The sequence below is a fragment of the Pantoea sp. PNA 03-3 genome, assembly GCF_003201175.1.
Lineage (GTDB): Bacteria > Pseudomonadota > Gammaproteobacteria > Enterobacterales > Enterobacteriaceae > Pantoea > Pantoea stewartii.
Genome location: NZ_QICO01000002.1, coordinates 83,684 through 103,688, shown reverse-complemented (window position 1 = coordinate 103,688; position 20,005 = coordinate 83,684). Strand labels below are relative to the sequence as shown.

Below are 20,005 nucleotides of genomic sequence, written 5' to 3'. Positions count from 1 at the left end.
GGAACGGAGCACCTTTACTGCATGGCCTCACCTAGCCCAAACACAGGCAGATACATGGCGATCACCAGTGTGCCGACAATGCCGCCAATCACAACCATCATCACGGGTTCCAGCGAGGCGGCCAGATTATCAGCCCGCGTCAGCGTTTCTCTTTCATGCCATTCAGCCAGACGCGCCAGCATCACATCCAGTGCGCCTGACTCTTCGCCCACACGAATCAACTGACGACAAAGTGGCGTAAACAGGGGATGCATGTGCAACGCCTGGTGCAGAGGATTGCCTTGCGCAATGTGCTGCTGAATAGCCCTGATGGTATCCTGCCACAGCCGCGATGACAACGTGACACAGGCCGCATCAAGTCCCTGGAGCAGGGTTAATCCTGCCTGCTGGGTCAGTTGCAACACACTGTAGATTTGCGTCAGTTGACTACCCTGCCATAGCCCGGCGATAACCGGCACACGCAGCAGGGCGCGTTGCTCACAGCGCTGCCAGTTTTCAGAGCGCCGCCGCGCGTGGTACCAGCCCGTCGCCAGCAGGGCAATGCCCCCGATTAGCGGCAATCCGCCCGCCTGTAATCCGTCGGACAGGGTGATAACGGCGGCGGTGAAGGCGGGTAAAGGCGCGTCAAACGAGGCATAGACGGAAACAAACTCCGGCAAGACAAACAGCAACATACCGCAGGTGACGGCCAACGCCACGAACAGAATAAACAGGGGATAACGCAGGGCTTTCAGAACCTTAGCGCGCAAATGCTGCTGACGTGTTTGTTGCTGCGCCAGTTGTTCGCAGCAGATATCCAACTGACCGGTCAGCTCGCCGACCGCCATTAGCGCAGCGAAAAGTGGCGGAAAAACCTCTGGCCACTGGCGTAATGCCTGCGAAAATGGCTCGCCACGCAAGACGTGATGCTGTAAGGCCTGCATCAACGCCCGCCAGGCGGCATGCGGGTGACCTGATGCCAGCAGATCAAGGCTTTGCGATAAAGGAAGGCCCGCCTTTAGCAGGGTGGCGAGCTGGCGAATGAAATCAATTTTATGCTGTGACCGCCAGTCACGTCGGCGCATCATTTTTTCCCGTTTCTCGCTCACCGGCACTAAGTGCCGGCGCGAAAGATCGTCAGACAGCGTCTCACTGTCGGGGGCCAGATGATAACCCGTTTGCAGTCTGCCCTGTGTATCTACGGCATACCAGCGATAAAGAAAAAGGTGCGTCATGATTCGAGCCCAATAACGCGCTGCATCTCCTCCAGAGAGGTTTCGCCGCGGCTGACAGCGTCCAGCCCCGAAGCCTGTAGCGTGCGCATCCCTTGCTGTTTTGCCAGCGCCAATACCTCCTCCAGAGGCATTTCGGCGGCGATAGCATTTTGCAGTTTGGCTGTAACGGGCAGGAGTTCGAATAAAGCCAGACGGCCAAAATAACCCGAAAAGCAGTGATCGCAACCCGGTGCCCGCCAGGTTTGTAACGTGCCTGGCCAGACTGACGCCGGGAGATGTGCCACGGCCTGTGCAGGTTCACGACAGTGCGGACACAGGCGTCTGACCAGGCGCTGAGCAATAATCAGGCGCAACGCTGAGCCCAGTAAATAACCAGGAATGCCCATCTGGCGTAAGCGCGTTAGCGTTTCAGCCGTTGAGTTAGTGTGCAAAGTCGAGAGGACAAGATGACCGGTTTGCGCGGCTTTTACGGCAATTTCAGCGGTCTCGCCGTCCCGTATTTCGCCTATCATGATGACATCCGGATCCTGGCGAAGCAGCGCGCGTAACACACGATTAAAATCGAGCCCATACTTTGGATTAATTTGCGTCTGATTGATGCCCGGCAAAGGGATCTCAATGGGATCTTCCACACTGCAAATGTTCTTTCCGGGCTGATTAATCGCGCTCAGTCCGCTGTAAAGGGTAAACGTTTTTCCACTGCCGGTTGGGCCCGTGACCAGAATCAGGCCCTGGGGCTGTGCCAGCGCAGCCTTGAGCAGGCGCAGCGGTGCCGCGGGTAAGCCCAGCGAGTCCAGGGACAGTGTAGCGCCTTCCCGCTGCAGCAAACGTACGACGGCTTTCTCTCCGCCCTGCGTCAGCAACGTTGAGAGCCGAAAGGAAGCGACCTGACCGTCAATCTCATGGCTGAACTGACCGTCCTGTGGCAGACGACGTTCGGCAATATCCAGTCCGGCCAAAATTTTAAGCCGCGCCAGCAGAGCCGCTGGCTGTATGTCCCGTTGCAGGGGCAGGGGATGCAACACGCCGTCAATGCGCAGACGAATACGCAGGCTGTGCTGATAAGGCTCAATATGGATGTCTGAGGCCCGCCGCTGTGCGGCCTGATGCAGAAGCTGGCTGGCGGTATCGATTGCCGATTCTGTGGCGGCACCCTCTTTAGCACACAAGGGGCTATGCATCGCTTCAGCCTGTTCGAGCCGGGCCTGCGGCCAGCACTCAATAGCGATCTGACACGGGCTGGCAAATTGCAGGGCTTCGGCCAGTCCTGGCGGAACCTGCTCAGCGACAGCAAGACGTAAATGCGTCGCGTTGTGGTCGAGGATGATGGCGCGATAGCGCTGACAGATCAGCGCTATCGCATCGTCGGGTTTACTCATTTGTGCCCCCACGACTGTCAAAGCGGAATTGTTCCTGACAGTTGTCACGTAACGTGGTGTTAGTGCTGGTACAGGTACGCTGCCAGACGAGCGTGCCTTCGTTACTGTCCCAGACGGGCAGCATTTCTACGCTTAATCCATTCAGGCTCTCCTGCCCGGTCAGGGTAATCATGCCGTTGACCACGGTGATCGCCGACACGTAACGTGATGTTGTGCCCTGCGGAATACCGCGTTGCCCGGCCTGACACTGTTCAGGCCCGCCGCGTTCAATCGCGCAAAGCTCAACGGCCGTCTTAAAGGGCACCATGGTTTGCAGCATGTCGGTCAGCGCGGCGCGCTGCAGATAATTTTGATAGGCAGGCAGCCCGATAGCGCTGAGGATCGCCACGATGCCGACCACAATCATTAATTCAACTAACGTGAATCCTTGTTGATAGTGCATATTTGCCTCCTGAGTAAGAAGGCCGCAGTCTAGGAAGACGCTGTGGGTAATAACAGCAGGAAACCCGGAGAGTGGAAAAGGGCAGGCAATAAATCTGGAGGGTTACAGGAACAGGACTACGTCACTGGATGCTGGTGCACAAAACAGGCCGTGCCGGCGGCACGGCAACAGAGATTATTGCGCCTGAAAGCGCATCGACAGATCCAGAGCACGCACATGCTTGGTCAGCGCGCCGACAGAGACATAATCCACACCGGTCTCGGCGATGTCCCGAATCGTCGTTTCGGTGACGTTGCCTGACACCTCCAGTAGCGCACGACCAGCCGTGATCTTCACCGCCTCGCGCATCGCCTGAAGGGAAAAATTGTCCAGCATGATGATGTCGGCCGCCGCAGCCAGTGCCTCTTCCAGCTCTTTCAGCGATTCAACTTCGACTTCCACAGGGACATCCGGATAAAGCCAAAAGGCTTTTTCGACGGCCTGACGAATTGAGCCGCTGGCGATAATATGGTTTTCTTTAATCAGAAACGCATCGGACAGGCCGAGGCGATGATTACTGCCGCCACCGCACAGCACGGCGTATTTCAGCGCTGTTCGCAAGCCTGGCAATGTTTTGCGTGTATCCAGAAGCTGTGTCTGTGTGCCTTCCAGCAGCGCGACATAGCGGCTGACTTCCGTGGCGACGCCGGACAAGGTTTGCACAAAATTCAATGCGGTGCGTTCGGCCGTCAGCAACAGGCGGGCTGGCCCGTCAACCTCAAACAGGGGTTGATCCGGGATAACATGTTGTCCATCTTCCACATGCCATGTCAGGGCGGTGTGCGCGCCTAGCTGGTTAAACACCTCTTCGACCCAGCGTTTACCACAAAAAACACCGACTTCACGGGTAATAACCTGAGCATGTGCCCGACTGTCGGCTGGCAGGAGCTGCGCGGTAATGTCGCGGTCGCTCTCTGTCTCACCGCCGAGATCTTCCTTTAATGCGCGTTCAACGGCTTCGGGGATATCATTTTCAATACGTTCAAGCAGCGCCTGATGGCGACTGTCAGGATCATAGCGACGCACAGACATACGCGTTCCGCTCCAGTAAATGTCAGCTAACAGAGGCGATTACCATAGCCTGAATAGCGCGAAGGCACCAGTCCTTAGTCACTTTTTGTTTAGTATACTTAACATGTGCGTTTATCAGCCCGATAGTGCAACGCATTTTGACGCAATAATCCCTTAAAATTCATGCTATTCTCAAACCGGTCCTGCGAAGAGAATCCAGCATGAAAGTAGAAAAAGGTTGGCTGTCCGGTGTGCGACAGGTGCCGTCCCCCCATTGTAATGATCGGCCGCATAACGAAGCGCCATCCCTTTTGGTCATTCACAATATCAGCCTGCCGCCCGGTGAATTCGGCGGCCCGTGGATTGATAAACTGTTCACCGGCACGCTGCCTGCCGACGCGCATCCCTACTTTGCTGAGATTGCTCATTTGCGCGTTGCGGCGCACTGCCTTATCCGACGTGATGGCGAAATCGTGCAATATGTCCCTTTTGATAAACGTGCCTGGCACGCTGGCATCTCGCAGTTTGAGGGGCGGGAAAACTGCAACGACTTTTCAATTGGCATTGAACTGGAGGGCACGGATATTGAACCTTATACCGAGGCACAATACGCCGCTCTGCATCAGGTCACGCAGACGTTGTTAGCCCATTATCCGTTAACGCCTGCGCGCATTACCGGCCACAGTGATATTGCACCGGGACGGAAAACCGATCCCGGCCCGGCGTTTGACTGGGACGATTTTAAACAGCGGTTACAGCAACAAAAATTGGAGTAACTATGACGTTATTTACCTTGTTACTGGTTTTAGGTTGGGAACGGCTGTTTAAGCTGGGGGAGCACTGGCAACTGGATCACCGGCTGGAGCCTGTGTTTCGTCGCCGTCAGCACTTTTCGGTGATGCGCACACTGCTGATGCTGATTATCGCGATGGGCCTGACCGCGCTGGTGGTCGGGAGCCTGAAAGGCATTTTGTTTGGTATTCCTCAGCTTCTGTTCTGGATCGTGGTGGGGTTACTGTGCATCGGAGCGGGTGTGGTGCGTCAGCACTATCATACGTATTTGCAGGCGGCGAGTCGTGATGACGCCGCGGCACATCAGGCCATGGCGGCAGAGTTAACCCTGATCCACGGTGTGCCTGTTGAGTGCAGCGAACGCGAATTCCTTCGTGAGCTTCAGAATGCGCTCATCTGGATTAACTTCCGTTTCTATCTGGCACCGATGTTTTGGTTCGTGGTGGGCGGTGCCTGGGGACCGGTGTTACTCGTGGGGTATGCGTTTTTACGCGCCTGGCAAAGCTGGCTGGCAAAACACTGCACGCCCATGGCCCGCTCTCAGTCTGGCGTGGACAGCATTCTGCATGTGGTTGACTGGCTCCCGGTGCGGCTGGCGGGCGTTGCCTATGCGCTGCTGGGGCACGGTGAGAAAGCCTTGCCTGCCTGGTTTGCCTCGCTGACGGACAGGCACCACTCGCAGTACCAGGTTTTAACCACGCTGGCGCAGTTTTCGCTGGCTCGCGATCCGCACAGCGATAAGGTCGCAACGCCACGTGTCGCCGTGGCGCTGGCGAAGCGCATTTCGCTGGTGCTGGTGGTGGTTGTGGCGTTGCTGACCATTTACGGCACGTTGGTGTAGTCGGCAGGGGGAACCCCGAAGTCGGGTGTGCCATCCTCACGCCAGTGAAAATATTTCAGACGCGTATGGCGATTACCGTCCCAAAGGGGATCGCCCTCAATTTCTGTATAATTGCGTGCGTGATAGACCAGCAGATCGCGCCCGTCCTCATCCTGAGTAAAACAACTGTGTCCCGGTCCATACTGGCGGTTTTCCCAACTGGTTGCAAAGACCGGACGCGCTGATTTCTGCCAGGCCATCGCGTTCAGCGGATCGGCATCACGCGGAATGGAAAGCAGGCCCATGCAGTAGTTTTCATCCGTTGCGCTGGCAGAATAGGTAATAAACAGCCAGTCACCATGCACTATCGCGGCCGCGCCTTCGTTGACGCTAAACCCCGCGCACTCCCATTCATATTCCGGACGGCTCAGCATCACCGGTTTGCCTTTGAGCGTCCATGGATTACGCAATTCAGCCAGATAGAGGTTGGAATTCCCTGGAATTGCAGGATCTTTCTGCGCCCATAAGTACCAGTTTTTCCCCTGGTGAACAAAGTGGGTGGCATCCAGCGCAAAACTGTCGAGATGACTTAACACCTGGCGCGGGGGCTGCCAGTGGCCACTGAGCGGGTCGTCATCGTTGCACACCAGCGCGTACATCCGGTGCTGAAACAAGCCATCTTTGATATCGCGCGAAGGCGCTGCGGCAAAATAGATAACCCAGTGTTCTGCAATACGATGCAACTCCGGTGCCCAGATCAGCTCACTGAACGGCCCAATATCGGGTTTACGCCAGACCACGACCGGTGTCGCGGTGCGTAAGGCCGTTAGCGTGCTGGCACGACGTAGCTCAAGACGATCATATTCCGGTACGGAAGCAATAAAGTAATAGTGTTCTCCGTGGCGCAGGATAAACGGATCGGCGCGCCGTTCAATAAAGGGGTTGGGCCAGTTTTCGCTCATTTCAACTCTCCAGTCGGAAGCTCGGTAGGGTGTTTTTCGTGCGCCTGAATCTGGCGGAGGGCAAGATCGCGTTGAATGGTTTGCATTAATGTGCGATCCACTTTCATCAGTCGCACCACGCCCGCGGTAATCAAATAGCCAGCCCCGGGGATAACGGTAAACAGCAGGACAATGCCGTTGAGCGCGTGAGCCGATTGCTGTTTCGCACCCGCATCATAACCGTAAGCCGAGAGCAGAAAACCGACCATCGCCCCCGCGACGGCCAGTCCGACCTTGAGAAAGAACAGATTGCCTGAAAAGCTGATGCCGGTAATACGCTTACCGGTTTTCCATTCACCGTAATCGTCCACATCCGCCATCAAAGACCAGTGTAAAGGGGAGGGAATTTGATGAAGGACATTCAGCAGAAAGTAAGCGATAACGACTGTCACGGTGGCGTGGGGATCAAGCCAGTAGAAACCGCAGGAGAACAGGGCAAGGGCGATATTGGTCCAGAAAAAGACTTTCAACTTACACCAGCGGTCGGTGAGGACTTTTGCCAGCGTGCTACCCAGCATCATGCCAACCACCCCCAGGCTGATAAACAGCGTGGCAAAGTGCGCCGTTTGTCCCATGACCCAGGTCACGTAATACAGGGTTGCTGCCATACGAATAAAACCCGGGCAGACATTGCAAAGTGTCAACAGCAAGATGCGCACCCACTGATCGTTCTTCCACACATCACGCAAATCGTTTTTCAGATCATCATGAGTAGGGACGGCAGGCTGAATACGTTCCCGCACGGTGGCGAAGCAGAACAGAAACATTGCCAGTCCCACCAGGGCCAGCACAGCCATCGCCATCTGATAACCCCGCGCCTTGTTCTCACCGCCAAACCATTCCGCCATCGGCAGCAACGACAGTGACAGAATCAGGGTGGCAATGCCGACCATGACAAACCGGTACGACTGGCAGGAGACACGCTCACCGGGATCGTTAGTCATGACGCCACCCAGCGAGCAGTAGGGGATATTAATGGCGGTATAGGCCAGGGACATGAAAAAGTAGGTGGTAAAGGCCCAGATGACCTTGCTGGGATAGCTCCAGTCTGGCGTGGTAAACATCAGTACACTGAATATAACGTAGGGCACTGACACCCACAGTAACCAGGGACGGAAACGTCCCCAGCGGCTTTTGGTACGGTCAGCTATCGCGCCCATTATCGGGTCGGTGATGGCATCCAGAATGCGCACCGAGAGTAACAGCACGCCCACTAAGGCCGGTGCTAAGCCAAAAACGTCGGTATAGAAATAGCTGAGGAACAGCATGACAGCGCCACCGATCATGTTGCACCCCGCATCACCCATGCCATAGCCCAGCTTTTCTCTGAATGAGAGGGGGTTATCTGTCATTGTTGTAACCTGCAGAGGAATTAAACATAAAAGGATTATTAATGTTTAATCCACAGGCGACGCGGCAAGAAATTGTTGGGATGATGGACAAAACAGCCGTGCAAGGAGAAGTGTGAGCAGGGTCGGGTTTACCGAGCCAGCCCGCCGTTTTCTGTCGGCGGGCTGGCAATGCCGTCAGGCTTTTTGCGTCTTATTCTTGATGAAATAGCCAATAGCCAGGATGATCAGCCAGACAGGAATGAGCCATACGGAAATGGCCATGCCTGGCGTCATCGCCATCAGGACCAGGATGCCAGCCAGGAAGATCAGGCAAACCCAGTTACCCAGAGGGTACAGTACCGCTTTGAAACGGGTGGTAACGCCCTGCTGGTTTTTCTTTTTACGGAATTTCAGGTGCGCCAGGCTAATCATCGCCCAGTTGATGACCAGCGCAGACACGACCAGCGACATCAGCAGACCAAACGCCTCGCCCGGCATCAGGAAGTTCAGCAGCACGCACAGCGCGGTGGCGACGGCTGACACCAGAATACTCATCACGGGCACACCGCGGCGGTCCACGTTCAGCAGCGCTTTTGGCGCATTCCCCTGCTGTGCCAGACCAAACAACATGCGGCTGTTACAGTAAACGCAGCTGTTATAGACCGACAGTGCGGCGGTGAGGATCACCACGTTCAGCGCATTGGCAACCATGGCATCGCCCAGTTCGTGGAAGATAAACACAAAGGGGCTGGTATCTTCAGTCACGCGCGTCCACGGCATTAATGACAGCAGCACTGCCAGCGAGCCGATATAGAAAATCAGGATACGCCACAACACCTGGTTGGTGGCTTTTGGAATCGTGGTTTCAGGATTGTCCGCTTCTGCCGCCGTAATCCCGACCAGTTCCAGACCGCCAAAGGAGAACATGATAATCGCCATAACCATCACCAGCCCACCGAGGCCATTCGGCATAAAGCCGCCGTGTTCCCACAGGTTACGCACGGTTGCCTGCGGCCCACCGGTACCACTGAACAGTAACCAGCCGCCAAACAGGATCATCGCAATCACCGCGATAACTTTAATAATGGCAAACCAGAACTCCATTTCACCAAACACTTTAACGTTCGTCAGGTTAATGGCATTAATCAGCACGAAGAAGATAGCGGCTGATGCCCAGGTGGGAAAATCGGGCGCCCAGAACTGAATGTATTTACCGACGGCACTCAGCTCCGCCATGGCGACCAGCACATACAGCACCCAGTAGTTCCAGCCAGAGGCGAAACCGGCAAAATTTCCCCAGTATTTATAGGCAAAGTGGCTGAAGCTCCCGGCAACGGGCTCCTCGACCACCATTTCACCCAACTGACGCATGATAAGAAAGGCGATAAACCCGGCAATCGCATAGCCTAAAATAACGGCGGGACCTGCGGATTTGATGACCGACGCGCTGCCCAGAAACAGGCCGGTTCCCACTGCACCGCCCAAGGCGATCAACTGTATATGGCGATTTTTTAAACCGCGCTTCAGCGATTCACCGTGCTGTTGTTCCATACACACCTCATGATGTTGTTATTCTTCGCTTCAGAATGTGCTGACTGTAAAGAATTAAATACACTTAAGAATGATGTTTTTAAGGTGTCAGACTTGCGTAATGCCGCCAGCTGTAACCTGACCAACAGAATAGTGATAAGCGCAGGGCTTTGCACCTGCTTTCGCCAGCCCCGGTACGAGTTGGCTTAAAAAGAATCAAACGGTCTGCCGTCTTATTAACCCCCGATGAGAAAAACGGCAGCAAACCGCGCTGACCAGGCGCTGATGGCTAAATCGGTTTAGTCATACATGCTGTGTAATTTTTGGTAAAGGTTAAAAAAATTAACGTCCAGGTATGGCCTGATTCTCCACTTTTATCTCTGGATTTAACGCGCGCATCCCGCATTTCTTCACTGAAGTGTCACAGATGCCGTATAGACACAAGGTGAATACTTTGTTACTTTACGGGCACCTTTTTTGAATTGGTATTACCAATTTACTTTGTTTGACCGGCATACTTTAAGAAGGGAAGATGGCTTATAGCAAGATTCGTCAACCCAAACTCTCCGATGCGATTGAGCAGCAACTGGAATCCCTCATTATGGAAGGGACGCTGCAGCCGGGAGAGAAGTTGCTCCCCGAGCGCGAACTCGCCAAACAATTCGATGTTTCACGTCCGTCTCTCCGTGAGGCAATCCAGCGATTAGAAGCGAAAGGATTGTTATTACGCCGTCAGGGCGGCGGAACATTCGTACAAAAACATCTCTGGCAGAGCATGAGCGATCCACTCGTAGAGCTACTCGCCGAACATCCGGAATCTCAGTTTGATCTGCTGGAAACGCGCCACGCTTTAGAAGGCATTGCGGCTTACTATGCGGCACTGCGTGGCACAGAAGAAGATTTGCAGCGTATTCGCGACTGTCATCTTCATATCCAACAGGCGCAGGACAGCGGCGATCTCGACGCTGAAGCAGACGCAGTGATGAAGTATCAGATCGCTGTCACAGAAGCGGCCCATAATGTCGTGCTTTTGCATTTGCTACGATCAATGGGCCCTATGCTGGAACAGAATGTCCGACAGAATTTTGAATTGCTCTACTCTCGCCGGGAAATGCTGGCGAAAGTGAGCGGTCACCGCGCCAGAATTTTTGAGGCGATTGTGGCTCGTGAGCCAGAACAAGCACGCGAGGCATCACACCGTCACCTGGCGTTCATTGAGGAAATCTTGCTGGACAGAAGTCGGGAGCAGAGCCGTCGAGAACGCTCCCTACGTCGTTTACAGCAACGTAAGGAATAACGCGCGGCAAAGACCGTGCGGACATGTGCGACGAGCCTGTCTCCCTGACGTTAACAGGCTCCCGATTTTTCAACGTATTAGACACAGATAAGGAATACCCCCATGTCAGAACGTTTACACAATGACGTGGATCCGATTGAAACTCGTGACTGGCTACAGGCGATCGAATCGGTCATCCGTGAAGAAGGTGTTGAACGTGCACAGTATCTGATTGATCAGGTGCTGAGTGCAGCCCGTAAAGGCGGTGTGAAAGTTGCTGGCGGTGCTGCCGCTATCAGTAACTATATCAACTCTATTGCCGTTGAAGATGAACCGGAATATCCGGGCAACACCTCACTTGAACGTCGTATCCGATCCGCTATCCGCTGGAACGCCATCATGTCGGTGTTGCGCGCATCGAAGAAAGATCTGGAGCTTGGCGGCCACATGTCCTCCTTCCAGTCTTCTGCCACTATCTATGAAGTGTGTTTTAACCACTTCTTCCGCGCGCGCAGTGAGAAAGATGGCGGCGATCTGGTGTACTTCCAGGGCCATATTTCTCCGGGTATCTATGCCCGTGCTTTCCTGGAAGGCCGTCTGACCGAAGAGCAGATGAATAACTTCCGTCAGGAAGTCGATGGTAAAGGCCTGTCTTCTTATCCGCATCCAAAACTGATGCCGGAGTTCTGGCAGTTCCCGACCGTTTCAATGGGCCTGGGCCCACTCAACGCTATCTATCAGGCTAAGTTCCTGAAGTACCTGGAACACCGTGGTCTGAAAGACACTTCTGGCCAGACCGTTTACGCGTTCCTGGGCGACGGCGAGATGGATGAACCAGAATCCAAAGGTGCGATCACTATCGCGACCCGTGAAAAACTGGATAACCTGGTCTTTATCATCAACTGTAACCTGCAGCGTCTGGATGGACCGGTCACCGGTAACGGTAAGATCATCAACGAGCTGGAAGGCATTTTTGCCGGTGCTGGCTGGGAAGTGATCAAGGTTATCTGGGGCGGTCGTTGGGATGAACTGCTGCGCAATGACACCAGCGGTAAACTGATCCAACTGATGAACGAAACCGTCGACGGCGACTACCAGACGTTTAAATCGCGTGATGGTGCCTACGTGCGTGAGCACTTCTTCGGTAAATATCCGGAAACCGCTGCGCTGGTGAAAGACTGGTCAGACGATGAGATTTGGTCACTGAACCGTGGTGGTCACGATCCGAAGAAAATTTACGCGGCACTGAAAAAAGCGCAGGACACCAAAGGCAAGCCGGTTCTGATTCTGGCTCATACCATCAAAGGTTACGGTATGGGTGACACCGCAGAAGGCAAGAACATCGCGCACCAGGTGAAGAAGATGAACATGGATGGCGTACGCTATATCCGTGATCGTTTCAACGTGCCGGTCGAAGACGACAAAATTGAGTCGCTGCCTTACATCACCTTTGAGAAAGGCTCCGAAGAGTACAACTACCTGCATGGTCAGCGCGAGAAGTTAGGCGGTTACCTGCCTTCACGTCAGCCTAACTTCACGGAAAAGCTGGAAATGCCGGCGCTGGAAGAGTTCAGTGCGCTGCTGGAAGAGCAGAACAAAGAGATCTCTACCACCATCGCGTTTGTGCGTGCGCTGAATGTGATGCTGAAGAACAAGTCGATTAAAGATCGTCTGGTGCCGATTCTTGCCGATGAAGCCCGTACCTTTGGTATGGAGGGCCTGTTCCGTCAGATTGGTATCTACAGCCCGAACGGTCAGCAGTACACGCCGCAGGACCGCGAGCAGGTGGCTTACTATAAAGAAGACGAGAAAGGTCAGATTCTGCAGGAAGGGATCAACGAGCTGGGCGCAGGATCGTCCTGGCTGGCGGCGGCGACCTCATACAGCACTAACAACCTGCCGATGATTCCGTTCTACATCTATTATTCGATGTTTGGCTTCCAGCGCATTGGTGATTTGATGTGGCTGGCGGGTGACCAGCAGGCGCGCGGCTTCCTGGTCGGCGGTACCTCAGGCCGTACTACGCTAAATGGTGAAGGTCTGCAGCATGAAGATGGTCACAGCCATATTCAGTCACTGACCATTCCAAACTGTATCTCCTACGATCCAGCGTATGCCTACGAAGTGGCTGTCATCATGCACGACGGTCTGGTACGCATGTACGGTGAAGCGCAGGAAAACATTTATTACTACATCACTACGCTGAACGAAAACTACCACATGCCAGCGATGCCGAAAGGTGCCGAAGAAGGTATCCGTAAAGGTATCTACAAGCTGGAAACCGTAGACGGTAGCAAAGGTAAAGTTCAGCTGTTGGGTTCAGGTTCTATCCTGCGCCATGTGCGTGAAGCCGCGCAGATCCTGTCGGCTGATTACGGCATCGGTTCGGACGTTTACAGCGTCACCTCGTTCACCGAACTGGCCCGCGATGGTCAGGATTGTGAGCGCTGGAATATGCTGCATCCGACAGAAGCGCCGCGTGTGCCTTACATCGCTCAGGTGATGAACGAAGCACCCGCTGTCGCATCAACCGACTACATGAAGCTGTTTGCTGAGCAGGTTCGCAGCTACGTGCCTTCAAGCGATTACCGTGTGCTGGGCACCGACGGCTTTGGCCGCTCTGACAGCCGTGAAAATCTGCGTCACCACTTTGAAGTGGATGCAGCATACGTTGTGGTAGCCGCGCTGGGTGAACTGGCTAAACGTGGCGAAATCGATAAGAAAGTCGTGGCGGATGCGATCGTGAAGTTCAAGATCGATGCCGATAAAGTTAACCCGCGTCTGGCTTAAGAGGTAACAGAGTAATGGCTATTGAAATCAAGGTACCGGATATCGGGTCAGACGAAGTTGAAGTCACCGAAATTCTGGTCAAGGTTGGCGATAAGGTGGAAGCCGAGCAGTCGCTGATCACTGTAGAAGGCGATAAAGCCTCTATGGAAGTGCCTTCGCCGCAGGCCGGCGTAGTAAAAGAGATCAAAATCGCAACCGGTGACAAAGTGGAAACCGGCTCGCTGATCATGATGTTTGACGCAGAAGGTGCTGCTGAAGCGGCACCGGCGCCAGCTCAAGAGAAAAAAGCCGAGGCCGCCCCTGCCGCCGCTGCGTCTGCCAGCGCCAGCAAAGACGTTAACGTACCAGATATCGGTGGTGACGAAGTCGAAGTCACCGAAATTCTGGTGAAAGTGGGCGACAAAGTTGAAGCTGAACAATCGCTGATCGTCGTTGAAGGCGACAAAGCCTCAATGGAAGTCCCGGCACCGTTCGCGGGCGTGGTGAAAGCGATTAAAATCGCCACCGGCGATAAAGTGAATACCGGCTCTCACATCATGGTCTTTGAAACAGAGGGTGCTGCACCGGCTGCTGATGCGAAGCCAGAAGTGAAAGAAGAGGCTGCGACGGCACCCGCTGCGGCCGCAGGGGCAAAAGACGTTAACGTACCTGACATCGGCGGCGACGAAGTTGAAGTCACCGAAGTGCTGGTGAAGGTCGGCGATAAAGTCGAGGCTGAGCAGTCACTGATTGTAGTGGAAGGCGATAAGGCGTCGATGGAAGTTCCGGCACCGTTCGCGGGCACCGTCAAAGAACTGAAAGTCGCGACGGGCGATAAAGTCAGCACCGGTTCGCTGATCATGGTGTTTGAAGTGGAAGGCGCTGCCCCTGCCGCGGCACCGGCGGCTAAGAAAGAGTCGGCCCCTGCACCTGCGGCGGCGGAATCTAAGCCTGCCGCTGCCCCTGCACCAAAAGCAGACAGCAAAGGCGAGTTTGCTGAGAATGAAGCCTATGTGCACGCCACGCCGGTGATTCGTCGCCTGGCGCGTGAATTTGGCGTTAACCTGGCGAAGGTGAAAGGCACAGGACGCAAAGGCCGTATCCTGAAAGAAGACGTTCAGGCTTACGTGAAAGATGCAGTGAAACGCGCAGAGGCTGCGCCAGCCGCAGCCAGCGGTGGCGGATTGCCGGGCATGCTGCCATGGCCGAAAGTTGACTTCAGTAAGTTCGGTGAAGTTGAAGAAGTGGAACTGGGCCGTATCCAGAAAATCTCGGGTGCCAACCTGAGCCGTAACTGGGTGATGATCCCACACGTAACCCACTTTGATAAAACCGATATTACCGATCTGGAAGCTTTCCGTAAGCAGCAGAACGCCGAAGCCGAGAAGCGCAAACTGGACGTGAAATACACGCCAGTGGTTTTCATCATGAAAGCTGTCGCTGCAGCGCTTGAGCAGATGCCACGTTTCAACAGCTCTCTGTCTGAAGACGCGCAGAAGCTGACGTTGAAAAAATACATCAACATCGGCGTGGCGGTCGATACGCCAAATGGTCTGGTCGTTCCGGTCTTTAAAGACGTGAACAAGAAGGGCATCACCGAGCTGTCTCGTGAGCTGATGGCGGTCTCTAAAAAGGCGCGCGATGGCAAACTGACCGCAGGCGATATGCAGGGCGGTTGTTTCACCATCTCCAGCCTGGGCGGCCTGGGCACCACGCACTTTGCGCCGATTGTTAACGCGCCGGAAGTGGCCATCCTTGGCGTGTCCAAATCCGCAATGGAGCCTGTATGGAACGGTAAAGAGTTTGCACCACGTCTGATGATGCCGATCTCTCTGTCCTTCGATCACCGTGTTATCGACGGTGCGGATGGTGCACGTTTCATTACTATTATTGGCAATATGCTGTCAGACATTCGTCGTCTGGTTATGTAAAAAGCGCAAAAGGCCGGCAAATGCCGGCCTTTTTGTAACATTCAGGGCACCGCTGTTGGCAGTTTATTAACAATTCTGTAAACTCTTGCGGTGAACATGTCCCGGTGGAATAAGGACATTATGAGCCTATTCCATTAGGCATAATTGGCGCAGTCAGATTGAGTCACGGCAGGCAAATCCGATAGGGGAATGTTTGCAGCAGCAGACGCAATATGGCCAGTTAACTAGCCTAATGGGATAGGCTCAGCGTCTGACCCGCCGGAAATCCAATAAGAGGTCATGATGAGTACAGAGATTAAAACTCAGGTCGTGGTACTTGGGGCAGGTCCTGCAGGTTACTCTGCAGCTTTTCGTTGCGCTGACTTAGGTCTGGAAACCGTACTGGTTGAGCGCTACAGCACCCTCGGTGGTGTCTGTCTTAACGTAGGCTGTATCCCGTCTAAAGCGCTGCTGCACGTTGCTAAAGTGATTGAAGAAGCGAAAGCGCTCGAAGAACACGGCATTGTGTTTGGTCAGCCGCAAACGGATATCAACAAAATCCGTAGCTGGAAAGAGAAGGTGATTAACCAACTGACCGGCGGCCTGTCTGGCATGGCGAAAGGGCGTAAAGTGAAAGTGGTTAATGGCCTGGGCAAATTTACCGGTGCCAATACGCTGGTGGTCGAAGGTGAAGGTGGCGCAACCACTATTAACTTCGATAACGCCATTATCGCTGCAGGTTCACGTCCTATCGAACTGCCATTCATTCCTCATGAAGATCCTCGTGTATGGGATTCCACTGACGCACTGGAACTGAAAGAAGTGCCTAAGCGTCTGCTGGTTATGGGTGGCGGAATCATCGGTCTGGAAATGGCTACCGTTTACCATGCGCTGGGTTCAGAGATCGACGTGGTCGAGATGTTTGACCAGGTTATCCCGGCGGCCGATAAAGACGTGGTTAAAGTCTTTACCAAACGTATCAGCAAGAAATTTAACCTGATGCTGGAAACCAAGGTGACCGCCGTAGAAGCCAAGGACGACGGTATCTATGTTTCGATGGAAGGCAAAAAAGCGCCGGGCGAAGCTCAGCGTTATGATGCGGTTCTGGTTGCAATTGGTCGTGTACCGAACGGTAAAGGCCTGGATGCTGACAAAGCCGGTGTCGAAGTTGACGATCGCGGCTTCATCCGCGTTGACAAGCAGATGCGCACCAATGTGCCACACATTTATGCGATCGGCGACATTGTAGGTCAGCCAATGCTGGCACACAAAGGCGTGCATGAAGGCCATGTTGCGGCAGAAGTCATTTCAGGTCTGAAACACTACTTCGATCCGAAAGTGATTCCTTCCATTGCCTATACTGAGCCAGAAGTTGCCTGGGTCGGTCTGACTGAGAAAGAAGCGAAAGAGAAAGGCATCAGCTATGAAACCGCCACATTCCCGTGGGCAGCATCAGGCCGTGCGATTGCTTCTGACTGTGCAGATGGCATCACCAAACTGATTTTCGACAAAGAGACCCATCGTGTTATCGGTGGTGCCATTGTCGGAACGAACGGCGGTGAACTGCTGGGTGAAATCGGTCTGGCCATTGAAATGGGCTGTGACGCAGAAGATATTGCGCTGACCATTCATGCGCACCCAACCCTGCATGAATCCGTAGGACTGGCGGCTGAAATTTTTGAAGGCAGCATCACCGATCTGCCTAACGCGAAAGCGAAGAAGAAATAAGTCTCAGGACAGTCATAGCGGCCCCTTATGGGGCCGTTTTTTTATGCTGATTATTATCGAATAAGAAAATCAATAAAGGAAAGGGCGCCTGCGCTAACACATTTACACTGGCATATAGGGCGGAGTAAACTCCGCCACTAACGAAGTTTTACTGCCTGGTTTCGTAATTCAAGACAGCCGAAAGTTCAGCACTCATTATTCTGAGGCGAAGCTCACATAATGAACCTCGGTTTGATAAACTCAATCCTAAGAGAATTAACCCGCTAATAACAAGTAAACCGTATTTCGACTTCATGGTGGCACCTCTCTTGATTTTCATCGAGCGAGGGGCTACCCTGACAGTGTTTGGGTGTTAGGGTAGTGACCTCCGCTCGCATTAGTTGACTGATTAATGTGAGCGGTTCCTTCCTCTTTCCACCTCAGGTTTTTACCCAAAGCAGAAAGCTTCAGGCGCCCAACCGCAGTCTACGCATTTATTATTTTACTGCCCCCTTATTTTTATTTTTTCATAATGCTAATTAATAAAAATTTCTGTCTTTTATATTTTAAATGTTATTTATGCTGATTCTTTCATGACTATTTTAAAATAATTATTTCTCGGTTCCTATGTTGCTGTTAATTTTGATGGTTGATCACTTCGTTATTATTAACACGCAACCAGTCAATAAAATGACGTAATGGTGCAGAGACATAACGCCTGCCGGGATAGTAGAGCCAGAAGCCATCGGCATTCTCCGTATAGTGACTTAACAGCTCAACGAGTGAGCCACTTCGCAGACTGGCACTGACCACGGCCTCCTGCAGAAAAGCAATCCCTGCTCCCGCAAGGGCGGCCTGCAATATTCGTTCGTTGTTGTCCAGCACCAGAGAGCCACTGACGGCGACTTCCCGCTTTTTCCCTGCGTGCATGAATTCCCAGCGATAGCGTTGCCCGCTCGGGAAACGCCGCTCAATGCAGGGAAACTGCAGCAGATCGTCCGGTGTTTGCGGGGCACCATGACGTTCGATAAACGCCGGGCTTGCGACAACCAGTGTACGCATTGCCGGGCCAAAGGGCAGGGCGATCATATCCTGCGCCAGCACATCACCGTAGCGAATGCCTGCATCAAAACCGGCTTCAAGGATATCCACCAGCGCATCGTTACTGTCAATTTCCAGCGTAATGTCCGGATAGCGCTGGAGGAATGGCAGGATCAGGCTGTCAAAAAACAGCGCTTCTGCAGAGCGGGGCATATTGAGTTTCAGCGTACCGTGAGGCCGGGCTCGCCAGTCGTTAAGTTCATCCACGGCCTGCGATAAATCAAGTAAGGCAGGCTGAATGCGCTGCAGGAAATGTTGTCCAGCCTCGGTCAGTGAGACACTGCGCGTCGTGCGGTTGAGTAATCTCACTCCTAGTCGTTGTTCGAAATGACGCATGGCGTGGCTCAGCGCAGACGGCGTCACGTTGCGTGCCTGTGCGGCTTTGCGGAAGCTCCGGTGATGCGCAATGGCGCTGAACATTTCCAGTTCCTGCAGGGTGGCACGCGAAAGTGTCATTGATGAATTTTCCTCACTGAATGGGCAAGAATAGCGCAATTGTTGTTGGTATTGATGAGGATTATAACAATAACACCGCAACAAAGAGGAAAACATCATGCAACAACGTCAATTGGGTAATCAGGGATTACGGGTTTCAGCACTGGGACTCGGCTGTATGGGCATGACCTTCGCCTATGGCAATCATGATGAGCAGCAGGCATTAAATACGCTGTCGCGCGCGTTTGAACTGGGCATCAACTTTCTGGATACCGCCGAAATCTACGGTCCCTTTACCAACGAGGTGCTCATCGCTAAAGCCCTTAAAGGCCGCCGCGACAATATCACGGTTGCCACAAAATTTGGTTTTGCGATTACTGGCGAAGGTCAGGGCTGGGAAAAGATGACGGGCGTTAACAGCCAGCCTCAGCATATTCGCCGCGCAGTCGAAGGATCGTTAACCCGTTTGGGAACCGATCATATCGATCTGCTTTACCAGCACCGTTTTGATCCGAGCGTACCGATTGAAGACGTGATTGGCACGATGGCGGATCTGATTAAAGAGGGAAAAGCCCGCTATATTGGGTTGTCTGAAGTCTCATCTGCTACGCTGCGGCGCGCCTGTGCCGTCCATCCCGTTTCTGCCTTACAAAGCGAATACTCACTCTGGACCCGCGATCCCGAGCAGGACATTCTGGCGACCTGTCGTGAACTGAATGTCGGTTTTGTGCCTTACAGTCCGTTGGGCCGGGGCTTCCTGACGGGCAAACTGACGTCCGTGGACGCGCTGGATCCGCATGACTTCCGCCGCAGTTTGCCCCGTTTTCAGGAGCAGGCACAGGAACATAACCAAAAGTTAGTCGCGCAGCTCACTGAGATGGCACACAGTTATGGTATTACTGCGGCACAACTGGCGCTGGCATGGGTCATGGCGAAGGGGGAAGATATTGTGCCGATTCCGGGAGCGAGCAAGGTCCATCATCTGGAAGAAAACTGTGCCGCAGCGAATGTCGTCCTGACAGGGGCGGACAGTGACACGCTGGACAGGCTCTTTGCGCCGCAAAACGTGCGGGGTGAACGCTATGCGGATGCAGAATATGGCATGATCGATCGTTAAGCTTACAGCGAAATGACTGGGTTAACCGGCAGGGCATTAAGTCCTGCGTTTTTTTCGTTTATCTCTGTTCAGGTAGCGCATTCTGCTGCAGAAAACCGCAATGTTGCTTTTTTGTAAACAGATTAACAAGC

General features: G+C 53.7%; 15 protein-coding genes. 7 read left to right on the top strand and 8 right to left on the bottom strand.

Annotation, left to right across the window (positions count from 1 at the left end; genetic code table 11):
• Positions 1-14: 14 nt before the first annotated feature.
• The 4 genes from hofC to nadC all read right to left on the bottom strand — a co-directional run bounded on the left by hofC (position 15) and on the right by nadC (position 4,106).
• Positions 15-1,214 (bottom strand): protein transport protein HofC, encoded by a 1,200-nt coding sequence (gene hofC / locus C7433_RS06850; protein ID WP_110267848.1) that lies wholly within the window; start codon positions 1,212-1,214, stop codon positions 15-17.
• Positions 1,211-2,593, bottom strand: coding sequence for a type II secretion system protein GspE (gspE, locus tag C7433_RS06845; RefSeq protein WP_054688150.1), 1,383 nt, complete (start codon positions 2,591-2,593; stop codon positions 1,211-1,213). The genes hofC and gspE overlap by 4 nt, the downstream gene beginning before the upstream one ends.
• Positions 2,586-3,035 carry a prepilin peptidase-dependent pilin gene (gene ppdD / locus C7433_RS06840; protein ID WP_006117693.1) on the bottom strand — a complete coding sequence of 150 codons (450 nt, stop codon included), beginning with the start codon at positions 3,033-3,035 and terminating at the stop codon, positions 2,586-2,588. Before ppdD ends, gspE begins: the two co-directional genes overlap by 8 nt.
• Positions 3,036-3,209: 174 nt before the next feature.
• Positions 3,210-4,106 (bottom strand): carboxylating nicotinate-nucleotide diphosphorylase, encoded by an 897-nt coding sequence (gene nadC, locus C7433_RS06835; RefSeq protein WP_110267847.1) that lies wholly within the window; start codon positions 4,104-4,106, stop codon positions 3,210-3,212.
• Positions 4,107-4,306: 200 nt separating this feature from the next.
• Here nadC and ampD point away from each other — a divergent pair, with 200 nt between their 5' ends.
• Both ampD and ampE read left to right on the top strand, forming a co-directional pair.
• Positions 4,307-4,861 (top strand): 1,6-anhydro-N-acetylmuramyl-L-alanine amidase AmpD, encoded by a 555-nt coding sequence (gene ampD, locus C7433_RS06830; RefSeq protein WP_006117696.1) that lies wholly within the window; start codon positions 4,307-4,309, stop codon positions 4,859-4,861.
• A gap of 2 nt (positions 4,862-4,863) precedes the next feature.
• Complete coding sequence (ampE, locus tag C7433_RS06825) at positions 4,864-5,718, top strand: beta-lactamase regulator AmpE (RefSeq protein WP_006117697.1); 855 nt, start codon at positions 4,864-4,866, stop codon at positions 5,716-5,718.
• Here ampE and C7433_RS06820 read toward each other — a convergent pair.
• From C7433_RS06820 to aroP, 3 genes are all read right to left on the bottom strand, one after another.
• Positions 5,700-6,659 carry a family 43 glycosylhydrolase gene (locus tag C7433_RS06820; RefSeq protein WP_054634492.1) on the bottom strand — a complete coding sequence of 320 codons (960 nt, stop codon included), beginning with the start codon at positions 6,657-6,659 and terminating at the stop codon, positions 5,700-5,702. The two genes, ampE and C7433_RS06820, sit on opposite strands and share 19 nt — an antisense overlap.
• Positions 6,656-8,050, bottom strand: a complete 1,395-nt coding sequence (locus C7433_RS06815; protein ID WP_110267846.1) for a glycoside-pentoside-hexuronide (GPH):cation symporter — start codon at positions 8,048-8,050, stop codon at positions 6,656-6,658. Before C7433_RS06815 ends, C7433_RS06820 begins: the two co-directional genes overlap by 4 nt.
• Before the next feature lie 174 nt (positions 8,051-8,224).
• The gene (aroP, locus tag C7433_RS06810; RefSeq protein ID WP_039338716.1) at positions 8,225-9,580 is read right to left on the bottom strand and encodes an aromatic amino acid transporter AroP; all 1,356 of its coding nucleotides are present in this window, start codon (positions 9,578-9,580) and stop codon (positions 8,225-8,227) included.
• Positions 9,581-10,091: 511 nt separating this feature from the next.
• On the opposite strand from aroP, the gene pdhR reads away from it, so the two are divergent.
• The 4 genes from pdhR to lpdA all read left to right on the top strand — a co-directional run bounded on the left by pdhR (position 10,092) and on the right by lpdA (position 17,242).
• The gene (gene pdhR, locus C7433_RS06805) at positions 10,092-10,856 is read left to right on the top strand and encodes a pyruvate dehydrogenase complex transcriptional repressor PdhR (RefSeq protein ID WP_033740273.1); all 765 of its coding nucleotides are present in this window, start codon (positions 10,092-10,094) and stop codon (positions 10,854-10,856) included.
• A gap of 102 nt (positions 10,857-10,958) precedes the next feature.
• The gene (aceE, locus tag C7433_RS06800) at positions 10,959-13,625 is read left to right on the top strand and encodes a pyruvate dehydrogenase (acetyl-transferring), homodimeric type (protein ID WP_033740274.1); all 2,667 of its coding nucleotides are present in this window, start codon (positions 10,959-10,961) and stop codon (positions 13,623-13,625) included.
• A gap of 14 nt (positions 13,626-13,639) precedes the next feature.
• Positions 13,640-15,535 carry a pyruvate dehydrogenase complex dihydrolipoyllysine-residue acetyltransferase gene (gene aceF / locus C7433_RS06795; RefSeq protein WP_033740275.1) on the top strand — a complete coding sequence of 632 codons (1,896 nt, stop codon included), beginning with the start codon at positions 13,640-13,642 and terminating at the stop codon, positions 15,533-15,535.
• Between the two features lie 282 nt (positions 15,536-15,817).
• Positions 15,818-17,242 carry a dihydrolipoyl dehydrogenase gene (gene lpdA / locus C7433_RS06790; RefSeq protein WP_028724707.1) on the top strand — a complete coding sequence of 475 codons (1,425 nt, stop codon included), beginning with the start codon at positions 15,818-15,820 and terminating at the stop codon, positions 17,240-17,242.
• A gap of 615 nt (positions 17,243-17,857) precedes the next feature.
• Here the strand turns inward: lpdA and C7433_RS06785 are convergent.
• On the bottom strand, positions 17,858-18,778 hold the full coding sequence (locus tag C7433_RS06785; RefSeq protein WP_058702052.1) for a LysR family transcriptional regulator: 921 nt from the start codon (positions 18,776-18,778) through the stop codon (positions 17,858-17,860).
• Between the two features lie 97 nt (positions 18,779-18,875).
• Between C7433_RS06785 and C7433_RS06780 the strand changes: the two genes are divergently transcribed.
• A complete protein-coding gene (locus C7433_RS06780; RefSeq protein WP_006117706.1) occupies positions 18,876-19,874 on the top strand; it encodes an aldo/keto reductase in 999 nt (332 codons plus the stop codon).
• The last annotated feature ends 131 nt before the right edge of the window (positions 19,875-20,005 follow it).

Excerpts from the sequence above, each read along its gene's own strand:
- lpdA (WP_028724707.1), top strand. The coding sequence starts at position 15,818 with ATGAGTACAGAGATTAAAACTCAGGTCGTGGTACTTGGGGCAGGTCCT.
- aceF (WP_033740275.1), top strand. The coding sequence starts at position 13,640 with ATGGCTATTGAAATCAAGGTACCGGATATCGGGTCAGACGAAGTTGAA.
- ampE (WP_006117697.1), top strand. The coding sequence starts at position 4,864 with ATGACGTTATTTACCTTGTTACTGGTTTTAGGTTGGGAACGGCTGTTT.
- ampD (WP_006117696.1), top strand. The coding sequence starts at position 4,307 with ATGAAAGTAGAAAAAGGTTGGCTGTCCGGTGTGCGACAGGTGCCGTCC.
- pdhR (WP_033740273.1), top strand. The coding sequence starts at position 10,092 with ATGGCTTATAGCAAGATTCGTCAACCCAAACTCTCCGATGCGATTGAG.
- aroP (WP_039338716.1), bottom strand. The coding sequence starts at position 9,580 with ATGGAACAACAGCACGGTGAATCGCTGAAGCGCGGTTTAAAAAATCGC.
- gspE (WP_054688150.1), bottom strand. The coding sequence starts at position 2,593 with ATGAGTAAACCCGACGATGCGATAGCGCTGATCTGTCAGCGCTATCGC.
- C7433_RS06780 (WP_006117706.1), top strand. The coding sequence starts at position 18,876 with ATGCAACAACGTCAATTGGGTAATCAGGGATTACGGGTTTCAGCACTG.
- nadC (WP_110267847.1), bottom strand. The coding sequence starts at position 4,106 with ATGTCTGTGCGTCGCTATGATCCTGACAGTCGCCATCAGGCGCTGCTT.
- C7433_RS06820 (WP_054634492.1), bottom strand. The coding sequence starts at position 6,659 with ATGAGCGAAAACTGGCCCAACCCCTTTATTGAACGGCGCGCCGATCCG.
- ppdD (WP_006117693.1), bottom strand. The coding sequence starts at position 3,035 with ATGCACTATCAACAAGGATTCACGTTAGTTGAATTAATGATTGTGGTC.
- C7433_RS06785 (WP_058702052.1), bottom strand. The coding sequence starts at position 18,778 with ATGACACTTTCGCGTGCCACCCTGCAGGAACTGGAAATGTTCAGCGCC.
- C7433_RS06815 (WP_110267846.1), bottom strand. The coding sequence starts at position 8,050 with ATGACAGATAACCCCCTCTCATTCAGAGAAAAGCTGGGCTATGGCATG.
- hofC (WP_110267848.1), bottom strand. The coding sequence starts at position 1,214 with ATGACGCACCTTTTTCTTTATCGCTGGTATGCCGTAGATACACAGGGC.
- aceE (WP_033740274.1), top strand. The coding sequence starts at position 10,959 with ATGTCAGAACGTTTACACAATGACGTGGATCCGATTGAAACTCGTGAC.